General features: G+C 69.7%; 13 protein-coding genes. 5 read left to right on the plus strand and 8 right to left on the minus strand.

Features of this window, described 5'->3' with window-relative positions; genetic code table 11:
• Positions 1-60: 60 nt before the first annotated feature.
• Both JYK02_RS23600 and JYK02_RS23605 read left to right on the plus strand, forming a co-directional pair.
• Positions 61-2,376: a protein-disulfide reductase DsbD family protein gene (locus JYK02_RS23600; RefSeq protein ID WP_207054201.1), complete on the plus strand. Its 2,316-nt coding sequence runs from the start codon at positions 61-63 to the stop codon at positions 2,374-2,376.
• 48 nt (positions 2,377-2,424) lie between these two features.
• On the plus strand, positions 2,425-3,012 hold the full coding sequence (locus JYK02_RS23605; RefSeq protein ID WP_207054202.1) for a redoxin domain-containing protein: 588 nt from the start codon (positions 2,425-2,427) through the stop codon (positions 3,010-3,012).
• Between the two features lie 58 nt (positions 3,013-3,070).
• Here JYK02_RS23605 and JYK02_RS39850 read toward each other — a convergent pair whose 3' ends face one another.
• On the minus strand, positions 3,071-3,967 hold the full coding sequence (locus JYK02_RS39850; RefSeq protein WP_207054204.1) for an oxygenase MpaB family protein: 897 nt from the start codon (positions 3,965-3,967) through the stop codon (positions 3,071-3,073).
• Between the two features lie 287 nt (positions 3,968-4,254).
• Between JYK02_RS39850 and JYK02_RS23615 the strand changes: the two genes are divergently transcribed.
• Positions 4,255-4,491 carry a hypothetical protein gene (locus JYK02_RS23615; protein ID WP_207054205.1) on the plus strand — a complete coding sequence of 79 codons (237 nt, stop codon included), beginning with the start codon at positions 4,255-4,257 and terminating at the stop codon, positions 4,489-4,491.
• A gap of 34 nt (positions 4,492-4,525) precedes the next feature.
• Positions 4,526-5,140, plus strand: coding sequence for a DUF6992 family protein (locus JYK02_RS23620; protein ID WP_207054206.1), 615 nt, complete (start codon positions 4,526-4,528; stop codon positions 5,138-5,140).
• Positions 5,141-5,155: 15 nt separating this feature from the next.
• On the opposite strand, the gene JYK02_RS23625 is transcribed toward JYK02_RS23620, so the two are convergent.
• The 7 genes from JYK02_RS23625 to JYK02_RS23655 all read right to left on the minus strand — a co-directional run bounded on the left by JYK02_RS23625 (position 5,156) and on the right by JYK02_RS23655 (position 12,642).
• The gene (locus tag JYK02_RS23625) at positions 5,156-6,070 is read right to left on the minus strand and encodes a S1C family serine protease (RefSeq protein WP_207054207.1); all 915 of its coding nucleotides are present in this window, start codon (positions 6,068-6,070) and stop codon (positions 5,156-5,158) included.
• A gap of 12 nt (positions 6,071-6,082) precedes the next feature.
• On the minus strand, positions 6,083-6,973 hold the full coding sequence (locus tag JYK02_RS23630; RefSeq protein WP_207054208.1) for a S1C family serine protease: 891 nt from the start codon (positions 6,971-6,973) through the stop codon (positions 6,083-6,085).
• A gap of 162 nt (positions 6,974-7,135) precedes the next feature.
• Positions 7,136-8,311 (minus strand): hypothetical protein, encoded by a 1,176-nt coding sequence (locus tag JYK02_RS23635; RefSeq protein ID WP_207054209.1) that lies wholly within the window; start codon positions 8,309-8,311, stop codon positions 7,136-7,138.
• 191 nt (positions 8,312-8,502) lie between these two features.
• Positions 8,503-9,360 (minus strand): ROK family protein, encoded by an 858-nt coding sequence (locus JYK02_RS23640; RefSeq protein WP_207054210.1) that lies wholly within the window; start codon positions 9,358-9,360, stop codon positions 8,503-8,505.
• Positions 9,357-10,550 carry a glycosyltransferase gene (locus tag JYK02_RS23645; RefSeq protein ID WP_207054211.1) on the minus strand — a complete coding sequence of 398 codons (1,194 nt, stop codon included), beginning with the start codon at positions 10,548-10,550 and terminating at the stop codon, positions 9,357-9,359. Before JYK02_RS23645 ends, JYK02_RS23640 begins: the two co-directional genes overlap by 4 nt.
• Entirely contained in the window at positions 10,551-12,044 is a 1,494-nt protein-coding gene (locus JYK02_RS23650; RefSeq protein WP_207054212.1) for an asparagine synthase C-terminal domain-containing protein, read from the minus strand. It abuts the gene before it with no gap.
• 58 nt (positions 12,045-12,102) lie between these two features.
• Positions 12,103-12,642, minus strand: a complete 540-nt coding sequence (locus JYK02_RS23655) for a hypothetical protein (RefSeq protein WP_207054214.1) — start codon at positions 12,640-12,642, stop codon at positions 12,103-12,105.
• Positions 12,643-12,767: 125 nt separating this feature from the next.
• Between JYK02_RS23655 and JYK02_RS23660 the strand changes: the two genes are divergently transcribed.
• Positions 12,768-14,696 (plus strand): RecQ family ATP-dependent DNA helicase, encoded by a 1,929-nt coding sequence (locus JYK02_RS23660; protein ID WP_207054216.1) that lies wholly within the window; start codon positions 12,768-12,770, stop codon positions 14,694-14,696.
• Positions 14,697-14,965 lie beyond the last annotated feature (269 nt).

Below are 14,965 nucleotides of genomic sequence, written 5' to 3' on the forward strand. Positions count from 1 at the left end.
CACCCTGTGGGGACGCATCCCAGGTAGCACGGCGTTTCCAGGTGGATTAACGGGAGTCGCATGACGCATCCGTGGAGCAAGAGGTCTGGAAGCCGGCTCGGTGGGCTGGCCGCGGTGGGCGCGTTGCTCTTGGCGACGTGGGCCCAGGCCGCGCTGCCGTCCACCGCCGTGGGCAGCACCGCGCCGGACGAGGGCGACCCCCGCCTGGAGGGCGCGCTGCTCCTGGACGCCACGCAGGTGAAGGCGGGCGGCGACTTCCGCGTGGGCGTGCGCCTCAGGATGGACCCGGAGTGGCACGTCTACTGGAAGAACCCGGGCGACTCCGGCCTGGCCACGGACGTGTCGTGGGACATCCCGGGCGTCACGGTGGGCGATTTGCGCTGGCCCTTCCCCAGCACGTTCCGCACGCCGGACGGCTTCATCACCACGCACGGCTACCACGACGAGGTGCTGCTGTTCGCGCCCGCGCACGTGTCCGACAAGGCCACCGGCACGCTGATGGTGTCGGCGGCGGTGGATGCGCTCGCGTGCAAGGTGCACTGCATCCCCGCGCAGCTGGTGCTGTCGCGCACGGTGCCGGTGGGGCCGGAGACGGTGCCGGACGTGGAGTACGCGCCGCGGTTCGACGCGGCCCAGGCCCAGGTGCCGCTGGCCGCGGGGGCGCAGGGAGCGCCGCGCGTGGCCCTGGCGCTGGACGGCACGTCGCTGTCGGCGGGCAAGCCGTTCACCGGCACGCTCACCGTGACGACGGCGGACGGCAAGCCCTTCGCGGGCGACGTGGAGGGTGACTTCTTCGTGCCCGGCCGCATCGCGGGCGTGGACACCGTGACGCTGAAGCCGAAGTCGGCGGGGGCGTTCGCGCTGCAGGGCCAGGCGTCGTCGGTGGTGCCCAAGGGCGAGCCCCGGCTCACGGGTTCGCTGCGCCTGGGCACGAAGGCCACGGGCTTCACGGCGGTGGACGTGGACACGGCGCTGGCGCCGGTGGTGGCGGATGGCTCGGTGGCGGCGGCGGCGCCCTTCAAGGTCCCGTCGGTGAAGGACGCGCTGGGCAAGGTGAAGCCCGCGGCGGCGGCGCCGGTGGCGGCCGAGTCGCCCATGGGGCTGGGGCTCGCGCTGCTGTTCGCGTTCCTGGGCGGCGCGCTGCTCAACCTGATGCCGTGCGTGTTCCCGGTGCTGGCCATCAAGGCGTACGGCTTCACGCGGATGGTGCAGGAGGAGAAGGGCAAGGTCGCGTCGCACGCGGCGGCGTACGCGGGCGGCATCCTGGCGACGATGCTGCTGTTGGCGGGCGCGGTGCTGGCGGTGCGCGCGGGCGGCAACAGCGTGGGCTGGGGCTTCCAGTTCCAGGAGCCGCTGTTCGTCGCGGGCGTGAGCGCGGTGGTGGTGGCGTTCGCGCTCAACCTCTTCGGCGTCTACACGGTGGGCACGGACGGCACGGCGCTGGCGGGCAAGGTGGACCAGAGCCACGGCCTCATGCGCAGCGCGGGCGAGGGCGTGCTCGCGGTGGTGCTCGCGACGCCGTGCTCGGCGCCGCTGCTGGGCACGGCGGTGGGCTTCGCCTTCGCGGCGGGCGCGGCCACGGTGGTGGCGGTGTTCGTGGCGCTGGGGCTGGGGCTGGCGCTGCCCTTCTGCGTGCTGGTGCTGGTGCCGGGGCTGGCGAAGCGGCTGCCCAAGCCGGGCATGTGGATGGAGCGCGGCAAGCAGTTCCTGGGCTTCGCGCTCCTGGGCACCACGGTGTGGCTGGTGTGGGTGATGGGCGGGCTGGCCGGCGTGGACGGCATGGCGCGGCTCCTGGCGTTCCTCATCGCGGTGGGCCTGGGCACGTGGCTCTACGGCCAGTCGCAGGGGCTGGAGGGCGGGCGCCGGGGCGTGACGGTGGCGCTGGCGGTGCTGGTGCTGGTGGGCTCCGGCGCGGTGGCGCTGCGCTTCGAGGAGGCGCAGGCATCCCTGGAGACGCGCGGCGCGGTGGCGTCGTCGCATGGCGGCTCGCAGCCGTGGGACGAGGCGGCGGTGACGGCGGCGCTGGCGGCGGGGCAGCCGGTGTTCGTGGACTTCACGGCGGACTGGTGCCTCACGTGCAAGTTCAACGAGCGCACCGTGCTGTCGCGCGAGGACGTGCGGCAGGCGTTCCTGAAGCACAACGTGGCCTTCTTCGTGGCGGACTGGACGCGGCGGGACGCGCGCATCACCACGAAGCTGGCGGAGCACGGCCGCGCGGGCGTGCCCATGTACCTGGTGCTGAGCCCGGGCGCGCCGGACAAGCCGGAGGTGCTCAACGAGCTGCTCACCGCGGACAGCGTCATCCAGGCGGTGCGGCGCGCGGCGGAGTGCGGGTCGCCGTTGAAGGGTGGCTCGGTGGTGTGTGCCCGGCCTTGAGCCGGGATGTTGTTCGTGTGCGGCGTTCAACTCACTGGAGGTTCCGTCATGAAGCAGGTCTTCAAGGCACTGGCTGTCACCGCGGCGTTCGTGTCCGCGCCCGTCTTCGCCGCTGACACCGCGGAGGTGGGCAAGCCCGCTCCGGCGTTCACGCTGAAGGACGAGGCGGGCAAGGCCCACTCGCTGTCCGAGTACAAGGGCAAGGTGGTGGTGCTCGAGTGGGCGAACCCGGAGTGCCCGTTCGTGAAGCGGCACTACGAGGCCAAGACGATGCAGAACACGCAGAAGGGCTTCGACGCGAAGAAGGTGGTGTGGCTGACGGTGGACTCGTCCGCCACGCACGACGCGAAGAGCGCCGCGGAGTGGAAGAAGAAGGAGGGCTTCAGCCAGCCGGTGCTCATCGACACGGACGGCAAGGTGGGCAAGAGCTACGCGGCGAAGACGACGCCGCACATGTACGTCATCGACGCGCAGGGCGTGGTCCGCTACGCGGGCGCCATCGACAACGACCCGCGCGGCAAGGAAGCCAACAAGGTGAACTACGTGCAGACGGCGGTGGACGCACTGCTCAACGGCAAGCAGGTCCCCACCGCGACCTCCGAGCCCTATGGCTGCTCCGTGAAGTACAAGAGCTGAGCGACTGTCCGTCGTGAGGTTCCAGGCCCGTGTCCCCGAGAAGGGACACGGGCCTTCTTCATTCCGCGTCGCGGTGGGCGTAGTCCGGGCCCAGGCCTTCGATGCGGTAGGTGTTGCCCGGGTAGGTGCGGTTGAGCGTCGTCTCCAGGGTGGAGGGATAGCGCTCCAGCGAGACGTGGCGTTTGACGTGCTTGCGCAGCTTGAGCGCGCCCCGGACCAGGCTGCCCACCCAGGCGGGTGGGGACTCGAACTGGATGGCGGGCAGCAGGCGCTTGGGCACCAGGCTCAGGCTGATGGGGGACACCAGCGGGCGCAGCGGACGCGGCACCCAGCCGGCCAGGATGTCCACCGTGGACTGGGCCACGCGGTGGCTGGCCGCGTCGGGGACGAACTCGCGGGCCTCGTAGTCGCGGATGAAGGCGTCGTAGGCGGCCTTGTCCTCCGGGATGTCCTTCAGGCCCATGCGGCGGCCAATCTCACACCAGTAATGGAACCAGGCTTCGCGCTCGTGTTCGGTGAAGGGACGCCAGCCGTAGTCCTGCACCCACTGGATGGGGAAGTCGATGAACGTCCACAGCACGAAGAGGAAGTCCTCGTTCGGGATGCGGAAGAAGGAGTGGATGTGATTCATCTGCTCCAATGACTTGCGTCCGGCCTCCACGTCCCAGCCGCACTGCATGAACCGCGCGATGAGCAGCCGCGTGTCGTCGTAGCGCTTCTGGCCGTGCTTGCGGAACTCGCCGGTGCGGTCCAGCAGGCGGGAGACGGAGCGGCTGCCGTAGGTGTGGAAGAGGGCGATCTCCGTGGACCGAACGATGTCGAAGGGGAATTCGTAGTTGGTCAGCAGGTGCACGATGCGCTGGCAGTCCCGCCGTGCATCCAGGGAGGCGATCTCCCGGCCCACCTCCGGCAGGCGCGGCCGCCAGAAGGGCTTCCGGTAGACAGGGCCGGGCACGCCGACCGCGGGGCGCTTCCCTCCAGCGGAGAAGGGACAGCCGGCGGGGACAGCATCCTCCAGGGGACGTGCGTCGGGTGCCGGGTGGGCCATGGCGGGACAGCTCCGGGAAGTGAAGAGGGCGGTGATGCTAGCCCGGTCCCTCACGGTATGCCCTGCTCCTGGAGGATGAGGAGGCCCGGCCGGTGGCGCGTCATGCGGCCAGCGGGGCGGGCGCGGTCTTGTCGGAGCGCGAAGGACGCCAGAGCTTTCCGGCAGTGACCCGGCTTCCCCCAGGAGACACGCACATGGCTGACAACAAGGGCGACCCCATCAAGGGCGACGAGCGCACGGACACCCAGGACGCGGAGACGCTGCGGCGCGAGGCGCGGCATCAGGCTCCGGACTCCGAGCGGCGCGACGCGGCGGACGAGGACGTGGGCGAGGACCGCATCCTCCAGAAAGGCATTGGCGGCTACGGCGCGCAGGAGGGCACGGAGCCCGAGAGGAAGGCGCCGCCGGTCCGCGACAACAGCAAGCAGTAGCGCCGCGCGAACCTGTCGGGCCTAGAGTGCCGCCATGGCTCCTGCCCGCCTCGTGTGTTCCTGCTGCGTCCTGGTGTTGTTGTTCCTCGCGATGCCAGGCGTGGCACAGGAGGCGTCAGCACCGGATGCGAAGGCGTGGCTCGCGGAGCACAACGCGGAAGCGGTGCGCGTGAACCAGACCGCCATGGGCATCCTGTTCGGCTGGGCGGTGCTGAACATCGGCACGGGCGTCGCGGGGCACTTCGCCAGCGAGGGCGAGACGCGCGCCTTCTTCCAGGCGAACGCGGCCTGGAACGTGGTGAACCTCGTCATCGCGGGGCTCGGGTATCACGGACAGGCGACGGCGGATCCGGCGTCGTGGGACCTGGCGCGCAGCCTGGCCGAAGGGCAGCGGATGGAGAAGCTGCTGCTCTTCAACGCGGGCCTGGACGTGGGCTACATCGCCTTCGGCGGGCTCTTGTGGGAGCGCGGGCTGCGCAAGGACTCGGACCGCCTGAAGGGCTGGGGCAAGAGCGTGCTCATGCAGGGCGCGTTCCTGCTCGTGTTCGACGGTGTGCTGACGTTCCTCAACGCGAAGCTGAACGGGGAGCTCACGGCGCGGCTGGTGCCCGCGCCAGATGGCGTGGGCTTCATGCTGACGTGGCCGTGAGCGTCCCCGTTGAGGTCAGGCCGCCACCGGCTCGCGGCGGTGACGGGCCCGGGCGGAGACGTCCTTGCGGCGGCCCTTGCGCAGCACGTCCAGGTGCACCTCCTCCTCGGTGGCGAGCGCCATCAGCCGCTGGAGGTCGTCCACGCTGTTGACCGCGCGGCTGTTGATGCCGAGCAGCAGGTCGTCCGGCTGGAGTCCGGCGTCGTCGGCGGGCGTGCCCTCCTGCACCTTCAGCACCCGCACCGCGCGAGGCTGGCCGGTGTCCTTGGCGAGCGCGGGCTCCAGGTTCACCGCCGTGGCGGCGATGCCCAGGAACTTCCGGTCCACCCGGCCGCGCTGGATGAGCAGGCTTGCGACCCAGGTCGCCGTCGTGGCGCTCACCGCGAAGCCGATGCCCTGCGCGAAGGGCAGCACCAGCGTGTTGAGCCCCACCACGCGCCCGCGCGTGTCGAGCAGCGGCCCGCCGGAGTTGCCCGGGTTGATGGCTGCGTCCGTCTGAAGCATCCCCTCCAGGATGACGCCGTCGGGCAGGGTGATGGAGCGGTTGATGGCGCTCACCACGCCCAGCGACACGGACTGCTCCAGGCGGAAGGGATTGCCAATGGCCATCACCAGTTGCCCCACGCGCACCGTCTCCGGAGCCGCGAGCGGCAGCGTGGGGAAGCCATCTCCCTCCGCGCGCACCACGGCGAGGTCGGTGGGAGCATCCCCGCCCACGAGCGTGGCCCGGCGCTCTTCGCCATTGTGGAGCTGCACGGTGAGGCGCTTGGGCGTGCGCATCACGACGTGCCGGTTGGTGAGCACGTAGCCGTCCGGCGTGAGGAACAGGCCGGTGCCGTGGCCGCGTGCGTGCTCCACGCCGACCACCGCGGGGGCCGCGCCAGCCACGAGTCCTTCCAGGTCATCCGAGAGCTGCTGCAACAGTTTCATGGCCGGCTCCTTTCAAGAACGCTTGCCCACGGTGATGGGCACCTCGCGCAGCTCGCCCGCGCGCAACACCTTCGCCTGGATGGACGCGCCCACCTTCTCGTCGCCCAGGTAGCCCAGCAGGTCCTCCACGCCGTGCAGCGACTGGCCGCCCAGGCTCACCAGCACGTCGCCCAGCAGCAGCCCGGCCTTCTGCGCGGGGCCGTCCGGATCCACGGAGAGCAGGATGAGGCCCGCCTTCGTGCCGTCGATTTCACGCGGCAGGCGCACCGGGTACGCGCCCACGCCCAGGTATCCGCGGCGGATGCCGCCGTGCTCACGCAGCGAGTTCGCCACGCGCGTCAGCGTGCCGCCGGGAATCACCACCGCGGCGGTGCGCGAGAAGGCCGCCGTGGGGAGGCCCAGGAAGCGGCCCTGCGCATCCACGAGCGCGCCGCCGGAGAAGCCGGGAGGCAGGTCCGCGTCGGTCTCCAGGTAGCGGTCCACCTGACCGCCCGCGTGCGTGCGCCAGTCGCCGCCGAACGCGCTGACGATGCCCCACGTGGCACGAGCGGTGCGGCCCGGCCGCCCGATGGCCAGCACCACGTTGCCCACCTTCACGTCATCGAGCGGCGCGGGAGCGAGCGCGGTGAGGCCGGTGACGTCGGCCTTGAGGAGGGCGAGGTCGGTGCTCGGGTCGCGGCCGACGAGCTCGGCGGACACCGAGCGGCCGTCCGCGAGGCCCACCTGGATGGAGCCCTCGTGTTCCACGGCGTGGCTGGTGGTGAGGATGTGGCCGTCGGCATCCCAGACGACACCGCTGGCGCCCCGGCGACGGCGGGCCTCGACGCGGACGAGGGAGGGAGCGATGCGTTCGACGACGGAGGAAATGGACTGCGAGAGGGACTGGAGGGCGTCGGTGGACATGGCGTGTTCCTTTCGAGCCAGAAACTAAAGGGCTCGAAATCGCGCCACATCGGCGGACCGGGCAGGACGGCGACCTACCCGTTCGGGCAGGAGGCCTCTCCTTGTGGGGAGAGGTCCTGGCCAGGCGGGCGGCTCGACAGCCACCCAGCCCAGGTGAAGCGCTTACTGAGGCAGATGCCTCATGGCTTCCCTGACATAGGAGTCTTGTGTACGGCCTCTCTGATTGAGTGCGCCGAGGAACTTGCTCAAGTCGCGTTCTCCGCGGTTGTGGACCAGCATGGTCACCTCCGCGGATTCCGGGAAGGTCAGGGGGCGATGAAGCTGTTCACGCGCTCTCTGGTTTACCCTTGTGGCGTTCTGGTTGATGAGGATCCGCGACATGGCAATGCCGCTGTTGTCTGTCATCGCATTGCGCAGGGTCTGGCCGTCCCTGCTGTTGAACAGGGCGCGGGTGGCGAAGCCAGCCCGGTGTTCACCGTGGCGGTTGGGAACCTTGACATAGGCCTTGAGGTCACCTCGCTGGAGCCCCAGGGCCGAAATATTCGCTGCGAAGTCTGGCTGCGCCATGAGGTTGTTCACGGTCTTGAGCGCCTGGGCTTCTATCTCGCTCCTGGACCCTCTCAGAGCGGTCCGGGGCATCTGTGCCCGGAGTTGAGCGCCTCGGAACATCCGTTCGATATCGCTCGCGGGAAGCCCGGTTTCCTGCACGAAGCGAGCGCGGTTGTTCGCGGTGTAGGTGGCGATCTTCTGCTTCAGGTCTTTTTCCGAAAGCCCGCCCGGCGGGACCTGCTTTGAAATGGAATCGAAGTGCTGCTGTGTGTCCGCAGCGATCTTGTTGAGGTCTTGGAGTTGCTTGGAGCTGAGATTGTAATGCTGAGCAAGGGCGGGGCTGCTCTGGAGCAGGCCCACCGCCGTCGAACCGATGAGCTGGCCTCGGCCAAATGACGCCGGCGTCCCTGAGGCATTCCGGAGCGTGGCGGGATTCTCGCCCTGGTTGTTGTTGCTTTCATGCTTCTCGATGGCCGTGATGATTCGATTGGTGTCGCGAGAGAAGTTGAGCGACTTCAATGGGATTCCAGCCGAAGGGTCGGTCGCCCGTGGGTTGGGGCGGGTCCGGGTGCCATAGGAGTAATCGGCCTGGGTCGAAGCTCGATTGTTGCTCGGGGCCGCGGTCTGGTGGGCACGATTCGAGTTGCCTGCGGGGGTGGGGCGGTCGAACCCGCTCTGACCGTCATGGGCCCGGACGGCAAGGCTCCGCACGGCTTGCGAGGCGTCTTCCACTGTCTTCGCGAGCGCACCGGTCTGGAGCTTGTCCAGGGCCTGGGTCACCTGGCCCACCGGGCCAGGAATCTTGAATAGAGATGAGAGAGATTGAAGTCCGCTGGGCAGTCGCACGATCACCGTCCTGGGCGCACACTTCAGGCAATGGGCAGCCTTCGCGGAATCCGAACAGGTCTTGGAGTGGATTGCAAAAGCAGGTGGGTTGGCATTGTCTGCTTTTCAATCCGGCTTCTCTTGCGCTTTTCGGCTCAATCCCTGTCGAGCAGGGCGCCTCCGGGGCCGAAGCCCAGGGACAGGCACAGCACGCGGTGTCCCTTCACCTGGGGCGCCCTTCGCGCGGATTCGGCCGCGAGCTCCGCGTCGTTCAGCACGAACACCGGGCCTCCTGTGTCTGGCAGGCCCGCGTGGGCGAGGATGTCCGGCACCAGCGATGCCGTGCCTTCGAAGCCGTAGGTGCAGCCTCCGGGCATCAGGTGCTCATCCAGTGGGCACGGCAATGCCAGACACAGCGCGTCCGGAGGCACGCTCGCGTCCTCCGCGAGGAACGTCCGCAGTGCTCCCGCGATGAATGCCACCGTGTCCCGGATGTGATGCCCGTCCGCGGGACGCGGCTGGCCGATGAACAGCGGGGGCAGGGTGGAGAGGTCCCGCTCGAAGACTCGCGTGGCGCCGTGACGCGCGACCTTGATGCTCGTCTGGCCCACGTCCACGCAGAGCGGACTTCGTGCGCCCTGGGCTTCCAGCATGCGCAGCCCCGCGCGTACCGGGGCGAAGCGCGGTGACAGCGCGATGTGCACCGGACAGCGCAGCGACGCCGTGGCCTCCCTCAGCGCGGCGGGAAAGCCGTCCAGCTCCGCCAGGCCTCCACTCAGGTATGCCGCGTCCGGCGCGTGCCGCTTCACCAGCAGGAAGAGCGCCTCCGCCAGCGGCGGCATCACTCTCGCCGAGAGCGTGGCTCCGGGCACTCCCGCGCGCCGGTCGTCCTCCACCCACGGCGAGCCCAGCAGTTCCCACAGCTCACGCCCGAACACGGGCAGGTTCCACACCTCCAACGGCGTGACGCCCTCGGGGGAATGCCGGCGAGGACTCCACCTCGGAGGACTCATGCCACGAGCCCGGCGATGCGTTCGGCGGCGGTCCTCGCGCCGTCGTGCGCCCGGTAGGAGCGGGAGATCTCCGCCACCCGGTCTCGCATGGAGGACTTCGGTGCAAGCAATTGCGCGATGGCGTCCCGGCAGGACTCCACCGTGAGGGTCCTCGGGTCTCTTGCGAGCCCTGCTCCGGCCTTCTCCAGGAAGTGCGCCTGCACGGGCTGGTCGTTGCACACGGGCAGCAGCAGCATCGGCACTCCCGCCGTCATCGCCTCCATCACGGAGTTCGCTCCACCGTGGGAGATGAACGCGGCGGCTCGCTCCAGCACCTGCCGCTGCGGCGTGTAGCGCACCGCCACCACGTCACCGGGCAGCGTGCTCGGGAAGTCCGAGTCCGCCAGCTCTCCCGCGCACAGCACCAGCGTCACGTTGAACGGCTTCGCTGCCTCCGCGATGAGGCGGAACAGCTCTGGCTGATAGGAGATCTGACTGCCGAAGGACACGTACAGCACCGGCTTGTGGCCCAGGCGCTCCCAGGGGAAGGGCACCTCGTCGCCCCGGGCTTCCGGCGGAATCGACGGTCCCACGAGCAGCGTGTCCGGCGGCACTCCCGCGTCCGGGCCGAGGAAGGCCTCGGTGGCGAAGATGACGTTGAGCCTTGGCGACAGGCACTCGCAGGTGCGGAAGCGCGCGTCGAAGCCGTGACGGCGGAACAGGGCCTGACGGTCGTCCTTCAGGGCTCGCACGTTGCGCAGCAGGGCGATGTCCGGCCTTGGCTCCAGCAGTGTCAGCGCGGAGGACACGCCCGCCCACGGGATGCCCTCCGTGTGCGCCGCGAGCACCGCCGCGTACTGCATCCCGTCCAGGGCCATCACGTCGGGACGGAAGGCCCGCACCACTTCGCGCACGGGCTCCAGGAGCGCGGGGGCCGCGTCCAGCAAGAGGCCTCGGATCCACTTGCCCAGCGCCACGTCATCGAGCACCAGCTTCGCCAGCGCCTCGCCTCCCGTCTCGATGCCCGGCGGCGCGGCTTCGACGTGCGGCAGGCGCAGCACCTCCACGCCCAGGGACTCGAGCTGCGGCGCGGGCTCGGGAATGCACAGCCAGCCGACGGTGTGCCCCAGGCGGCGCAGCCACTGGGCCACGCCTGCCATCGGGTTGAGGTGGCCCTTCTCGGGCGAGGTGGCGATGAGGACTCGGGACATTCAGGGGGGCGCCTTGGTGTGGGCCTGGAGCATGGCCAGGGACATGAGGCGCATCAACAACCGATCCATCGGACCGGCCTGGGCATCGTCGGGCGGCAGGCGGAAGTAGCGCCCCAGCAATCCCAGCATCGCCTGCGTGTCGATGACCTGGAGGGAATCCAGGCGCGCGGGAGAGAGCCACTCGCGATACAGCTCCAGCCAGCGCTCCCGCACCGGGCTGGAGAGCGCGGTGTGCCCATAGCGGGGCGTCTTGCGCGCGAGGCGGACCTCGTCCGGCACCAGGGACCGCACCGCGTGCCGGAACAGCCACTTGCCGAACCCGTCCCGCAGCAGCACGGACTCCGGCAGGGCCAGCGCCACCCGCGCGAAGCCTTCATCCAGGTACGGCGTGCGGACCGTGAGCCCATGGGCCCGGGCGCCCCGCAGCTCGGGCGGGAGGATGAGCTCGGACAGCACCCACTTCGCGTAGCGCAGCTCCTCGGAGGGGAGCGCGTCCTCCTGCGGCAGATCCCACGGCGCGGGCAGCGATGCGAGCACGGTCCCCAGGTTGTCCACAGGGGAGGCTCGCGAGGCGTGATCGCTGTTTCCGCCCTCGGAAACAGTCCTCAAGTTGTCCACAGGGGCAGCGTCTTCACGACGTGCCACGGGTTGATCGGAACGGCCCGGGGGCGGCGTCGTGGATGGCATGGATTCATGATCGCCACGCCGGGCCCCGCCCAGGGGCTTCCCCGAGTTGTCCACAGCCCCCAGCGGCGCTTCATGATCGTGCGAGCCGGCTCGGAATGGAGCCCGCAAGTTGTCCACAAGCGCCATGGCTTCGAGTCCCAGCGCCCGCATGGCCAGCGTCCGGTCCTCATCCACGCGAGCCTTCGCGGAGGCGAGCGCGCCGGGGGTGCCCTGGAGCACTTCGTCCGCTCCCGCGCCGCTCAGGAGGACGGGGCCCGCGCCCTGCCGTCGGGCCTCCCGATAGAACGCGTAGCTGGCCACGGCCCGGGCGTTGAGGATGACGGTCTGGTTGGCGAGGACCGCGTGCTCGAACAGATCCGGGAGCACGGCGTCCGGGATGCGCACGTCCACCAGCTCCGCGCCCGTCACCTTCGCCATCCGCCGCGCGTTGCTCCGCTCCACCGCGTCCGCGAAGTGCACGTCCATGGTCCAGGCGCGCACCTTCCCGGGAGCATGCCGGGCCGCCATCGCGCACAGGGCGGCGCTGTCCACGCCACCGCTCAGGCTCACCTCGTGCGTGCCTGCCTCCACATGAGCCCGCACGGTGTCGGACCAGGCGGCCAGCAGCCGCGCCGCGAGCCCTTCTTCATCCCGTGCCGCCGCTTCACGGAGGACTCGCGGCAGCGCCACCGGGATGGGCTCCGCCTTCGGCCGCAGCCCCGCGTTGGACACGCGGGCGTGGAACAGCAGGCGGCCCACCGCCCGAGGCGACAGGCCGCGCGTGGGAGTCCTTCCCTGGGGTGACGCTCTGGGAGGCCGGGTCGGCATGCGGGCGGCATCATAGAGGCTGTGTCCCGCCGCATCAGGAGGCGCGTGGCGAAGCTGCTCAATCGGGCAGCGCCAGGACGAGCGACGCCATGCCGTTCGTCCGCTTGAGCCCCTCCGCCGAGAGACAGCCCTGGGTCACGTCCACGTTGGCGGAGGACAGGGTTCGCGTGGCGATGGCATTCAAGTACCTCCCCGCCGTGACCGTGCCCGTGCCGACGAGGAGCGTCGTCGTGCCTTCGACCTCCATCCGGGTCTGCGTGAGGGTCACCGTCGAGAAGCCTCCATCGCTCCAGAAGAAGGTCGCCTGCGTCGGGAACAAGGGCCGCACGAGCTCCAGGCAGGTGAGGTCCTCGTGCAGCACGTTGCCCGTGTCCGCGACCGCGGAGGTGATGGGCCTGAAGATGCCCGTCACACAGGCGGGGAAGTGGGTGGTGGACTGGTACGTGACGTCCCGAGGGGTGTTCGTCACGCCCGGGTTGTAGGTCGTGGTGCTCGCTCCCAGGACGCAGGTGACCAACGGTGTTTCCGCCCAGGCCGCGGAGGCAGCCAGGCAGGAGGCGAGGACGAGGCCCTTCAACACGGTCGTGTGCAGTGGCATGTGGAATCTCCCAAAGAGGGCTCCAGGGTCGGGATGGAGGCCCGGAGCGGACAGCGGGCCGCCAGGGAGGGTGGGATATCCTCCAGGGGCGATTCCTCACGGCACACGAACAGGAAGGGCGGGACATGCAGGCGGACGCGGTGGATGTCGTGTTGCGGGAGCGCTTTGGATTGGAGTCCTTCCGGCCGGGACAGCGTGAGGTCCTCACGGCGCTGTTGAAGCCCCAGGGCTCCGCGCTCGCGGTGTTCCCCACGGGCGGCGGCAAGTCGCTGTGCTACCAGCTCCCCGCGCTGCTGCTCGACGGGCTCACGGTGGTGGTGTCACCGCTCATCGCGTTGATGAAGGATCAGATCGACGCCCTGGAGCGGCGGGGCATCCGCGCCGCGCGGCTGGATTCATCGCTGTCACTGGAGGAGTCGCGCGAGGTGACGGAGTCCCTGCGTGACGGGACCCTCAAGCTGCTCTACGTGGCCCCCGAGCGCTTCAACAACGAGCGCTTCATGGGGCTGTTGAGCGAGCTTCAAATCTCCCTCTTCGCGGTGGACGAAGCGCACTGCGTCTCCGAGTGGGGCCACAACTTCCGGCCGGACTACCTCAAGCTCGCGCAGGCGGCGCGCACGCTCCAGGCCGAGCGCATCCTGGCGCTCACCGCCACCGCCACGCCGCAGGTGGTGCACGACATCTGCGAGGGCTTCGGCATCCCGGAGTCGCACGCGGTCGTCACCGGCTTCTACCGGAACAACCTCACGCTGGAGACCACGCCCACCGGCCCGGAGGCGCGAGACGCCCTGCTGGTGGAGCGGCTGAAGTCGCGCCCGCCCGGCTCCACCATCGTCTACGTGACGCTGCAGAAGACGGCGGAGCGCGTGGCGGCGCTGCTGAGCGCGGAGGGGCTGCCCGCGAGCGCCTATCACGCGGGGCTCGAAACCGAGGAGCGCGAGCGGGTGCAGGAGGCGTGGACCCACTCCGCGAAGGGCATCGTCGTGGCGACCATCGCGTTCGGCATGGGCATCGACAAGGCGGACGTGCGCGCCGTGTATCACTACAACCTGCCCAAGGGCCTGGAGAGCTACAGCCAGGAGATCGGCCGCGCGGGCCGGGACGGCAAGCCCTCCGTGGTGGAGTTGCTCGCGTGCCCGGACGACGTGCCCACGCTGGAGAACTTCGCGCTCGGGGACACGCCGCTGCCGGAGGCGCTGGGCGCGCTGGTGAAGGACCTGCTGTCCTCGGGGCCCGAGTTGCACCTGGACATGTACGCGCTGGGCAACCGTCACGACCTGCGGCCCCTGGTGCTGCGCACGGCGCTGACGTACCTGGAGCTGGAGGGCGTGCTGCGCCAGGGCACGCCGTTCTACGCGGGCTACAAGGTGCAGCCATCGGGTTCTGTCGACGCGCTCATCGCGAGGTTCCAGGGCGAGCGCGCGCGCTTCGTGAAGGACCTGTTCGCGCACGCGAAGAAGGGCCGCACCTGGTACACGTTCGACGTCGCCGAGGTCGCGAAGGCGCTGGACCAGCCGCGAGACCGGGTGGTGAAGGCGCTCGACTACTTCCAGGAGCAGGGCTGGGCGGAGGTGCAGGTGGCCGAACCGCGCCAGCGCTACGCGCGGCTGCGCGAGCACGAGGACGTGAAGTCGCTCGTGGCCCTGTTGCAGGAGCGCTTCCAGAAGCGCGAGGTCCAGGAGGTGTCACGGGTCCGCGACGTGCTCCGGCTGGTCACCCACGACGGCTGCCAGAGCAACGCACTGGTGGCCCACTTCGGCGAGCACCGCGAGGCCCCCTGCGGTCACTGCACCTTCTGCCGCACGGGCGTCGCGCGAGTACTGCCACCGCCGCACCCGAGGCCGGACCTGCACGAGCAGTTGGAAGAAGCCACGTTCAGGGCGCTCGTCGCGAAGCACCCGGAGGCGCTGGGACACCCAAGGCAGGCGGCCCGCTTCCTCTGCGGCCTGAGCAGCCCGGCCCTGTCCAAGGCGAAGCTCACCGGGCACAAGCTCTTCGGCACCCTGGCCGAGTATCCATTCGCCCAGGTGCTGGCGTTCTGTGAAGCCCGGTGAGCAGTCAGCAGGACGGACTCGAAGAGCGTGGGCTTTGAGACGCGCAGTAGGACGACCTCGTGCTGATTCGATGGTTCCGGCGGGAGGAACTCGAACGCGACTGGGTTCCCCAAGAATGCCTCCGAGCAAATACCTCGGAGGGAGAGGTCAGTGAGCACCCATTGGAGACGTGACTCCCAGGGGCAGGATGGCTGCCTTTTCCACTCCGACGTGAATGGTAGAATCCACCGGAGATCGGAATTCTTCGACCTCAGGCGGGGGAAACAGCG

The organism is Corallococcus macrosporus (assembly GCF_017302985.1).
GTDB lineage: Bacteria > Myxococcota > Myxococcia > Myxococcales > Myxococcaceae > Corallococcus > Corallococcus macrosporus_A.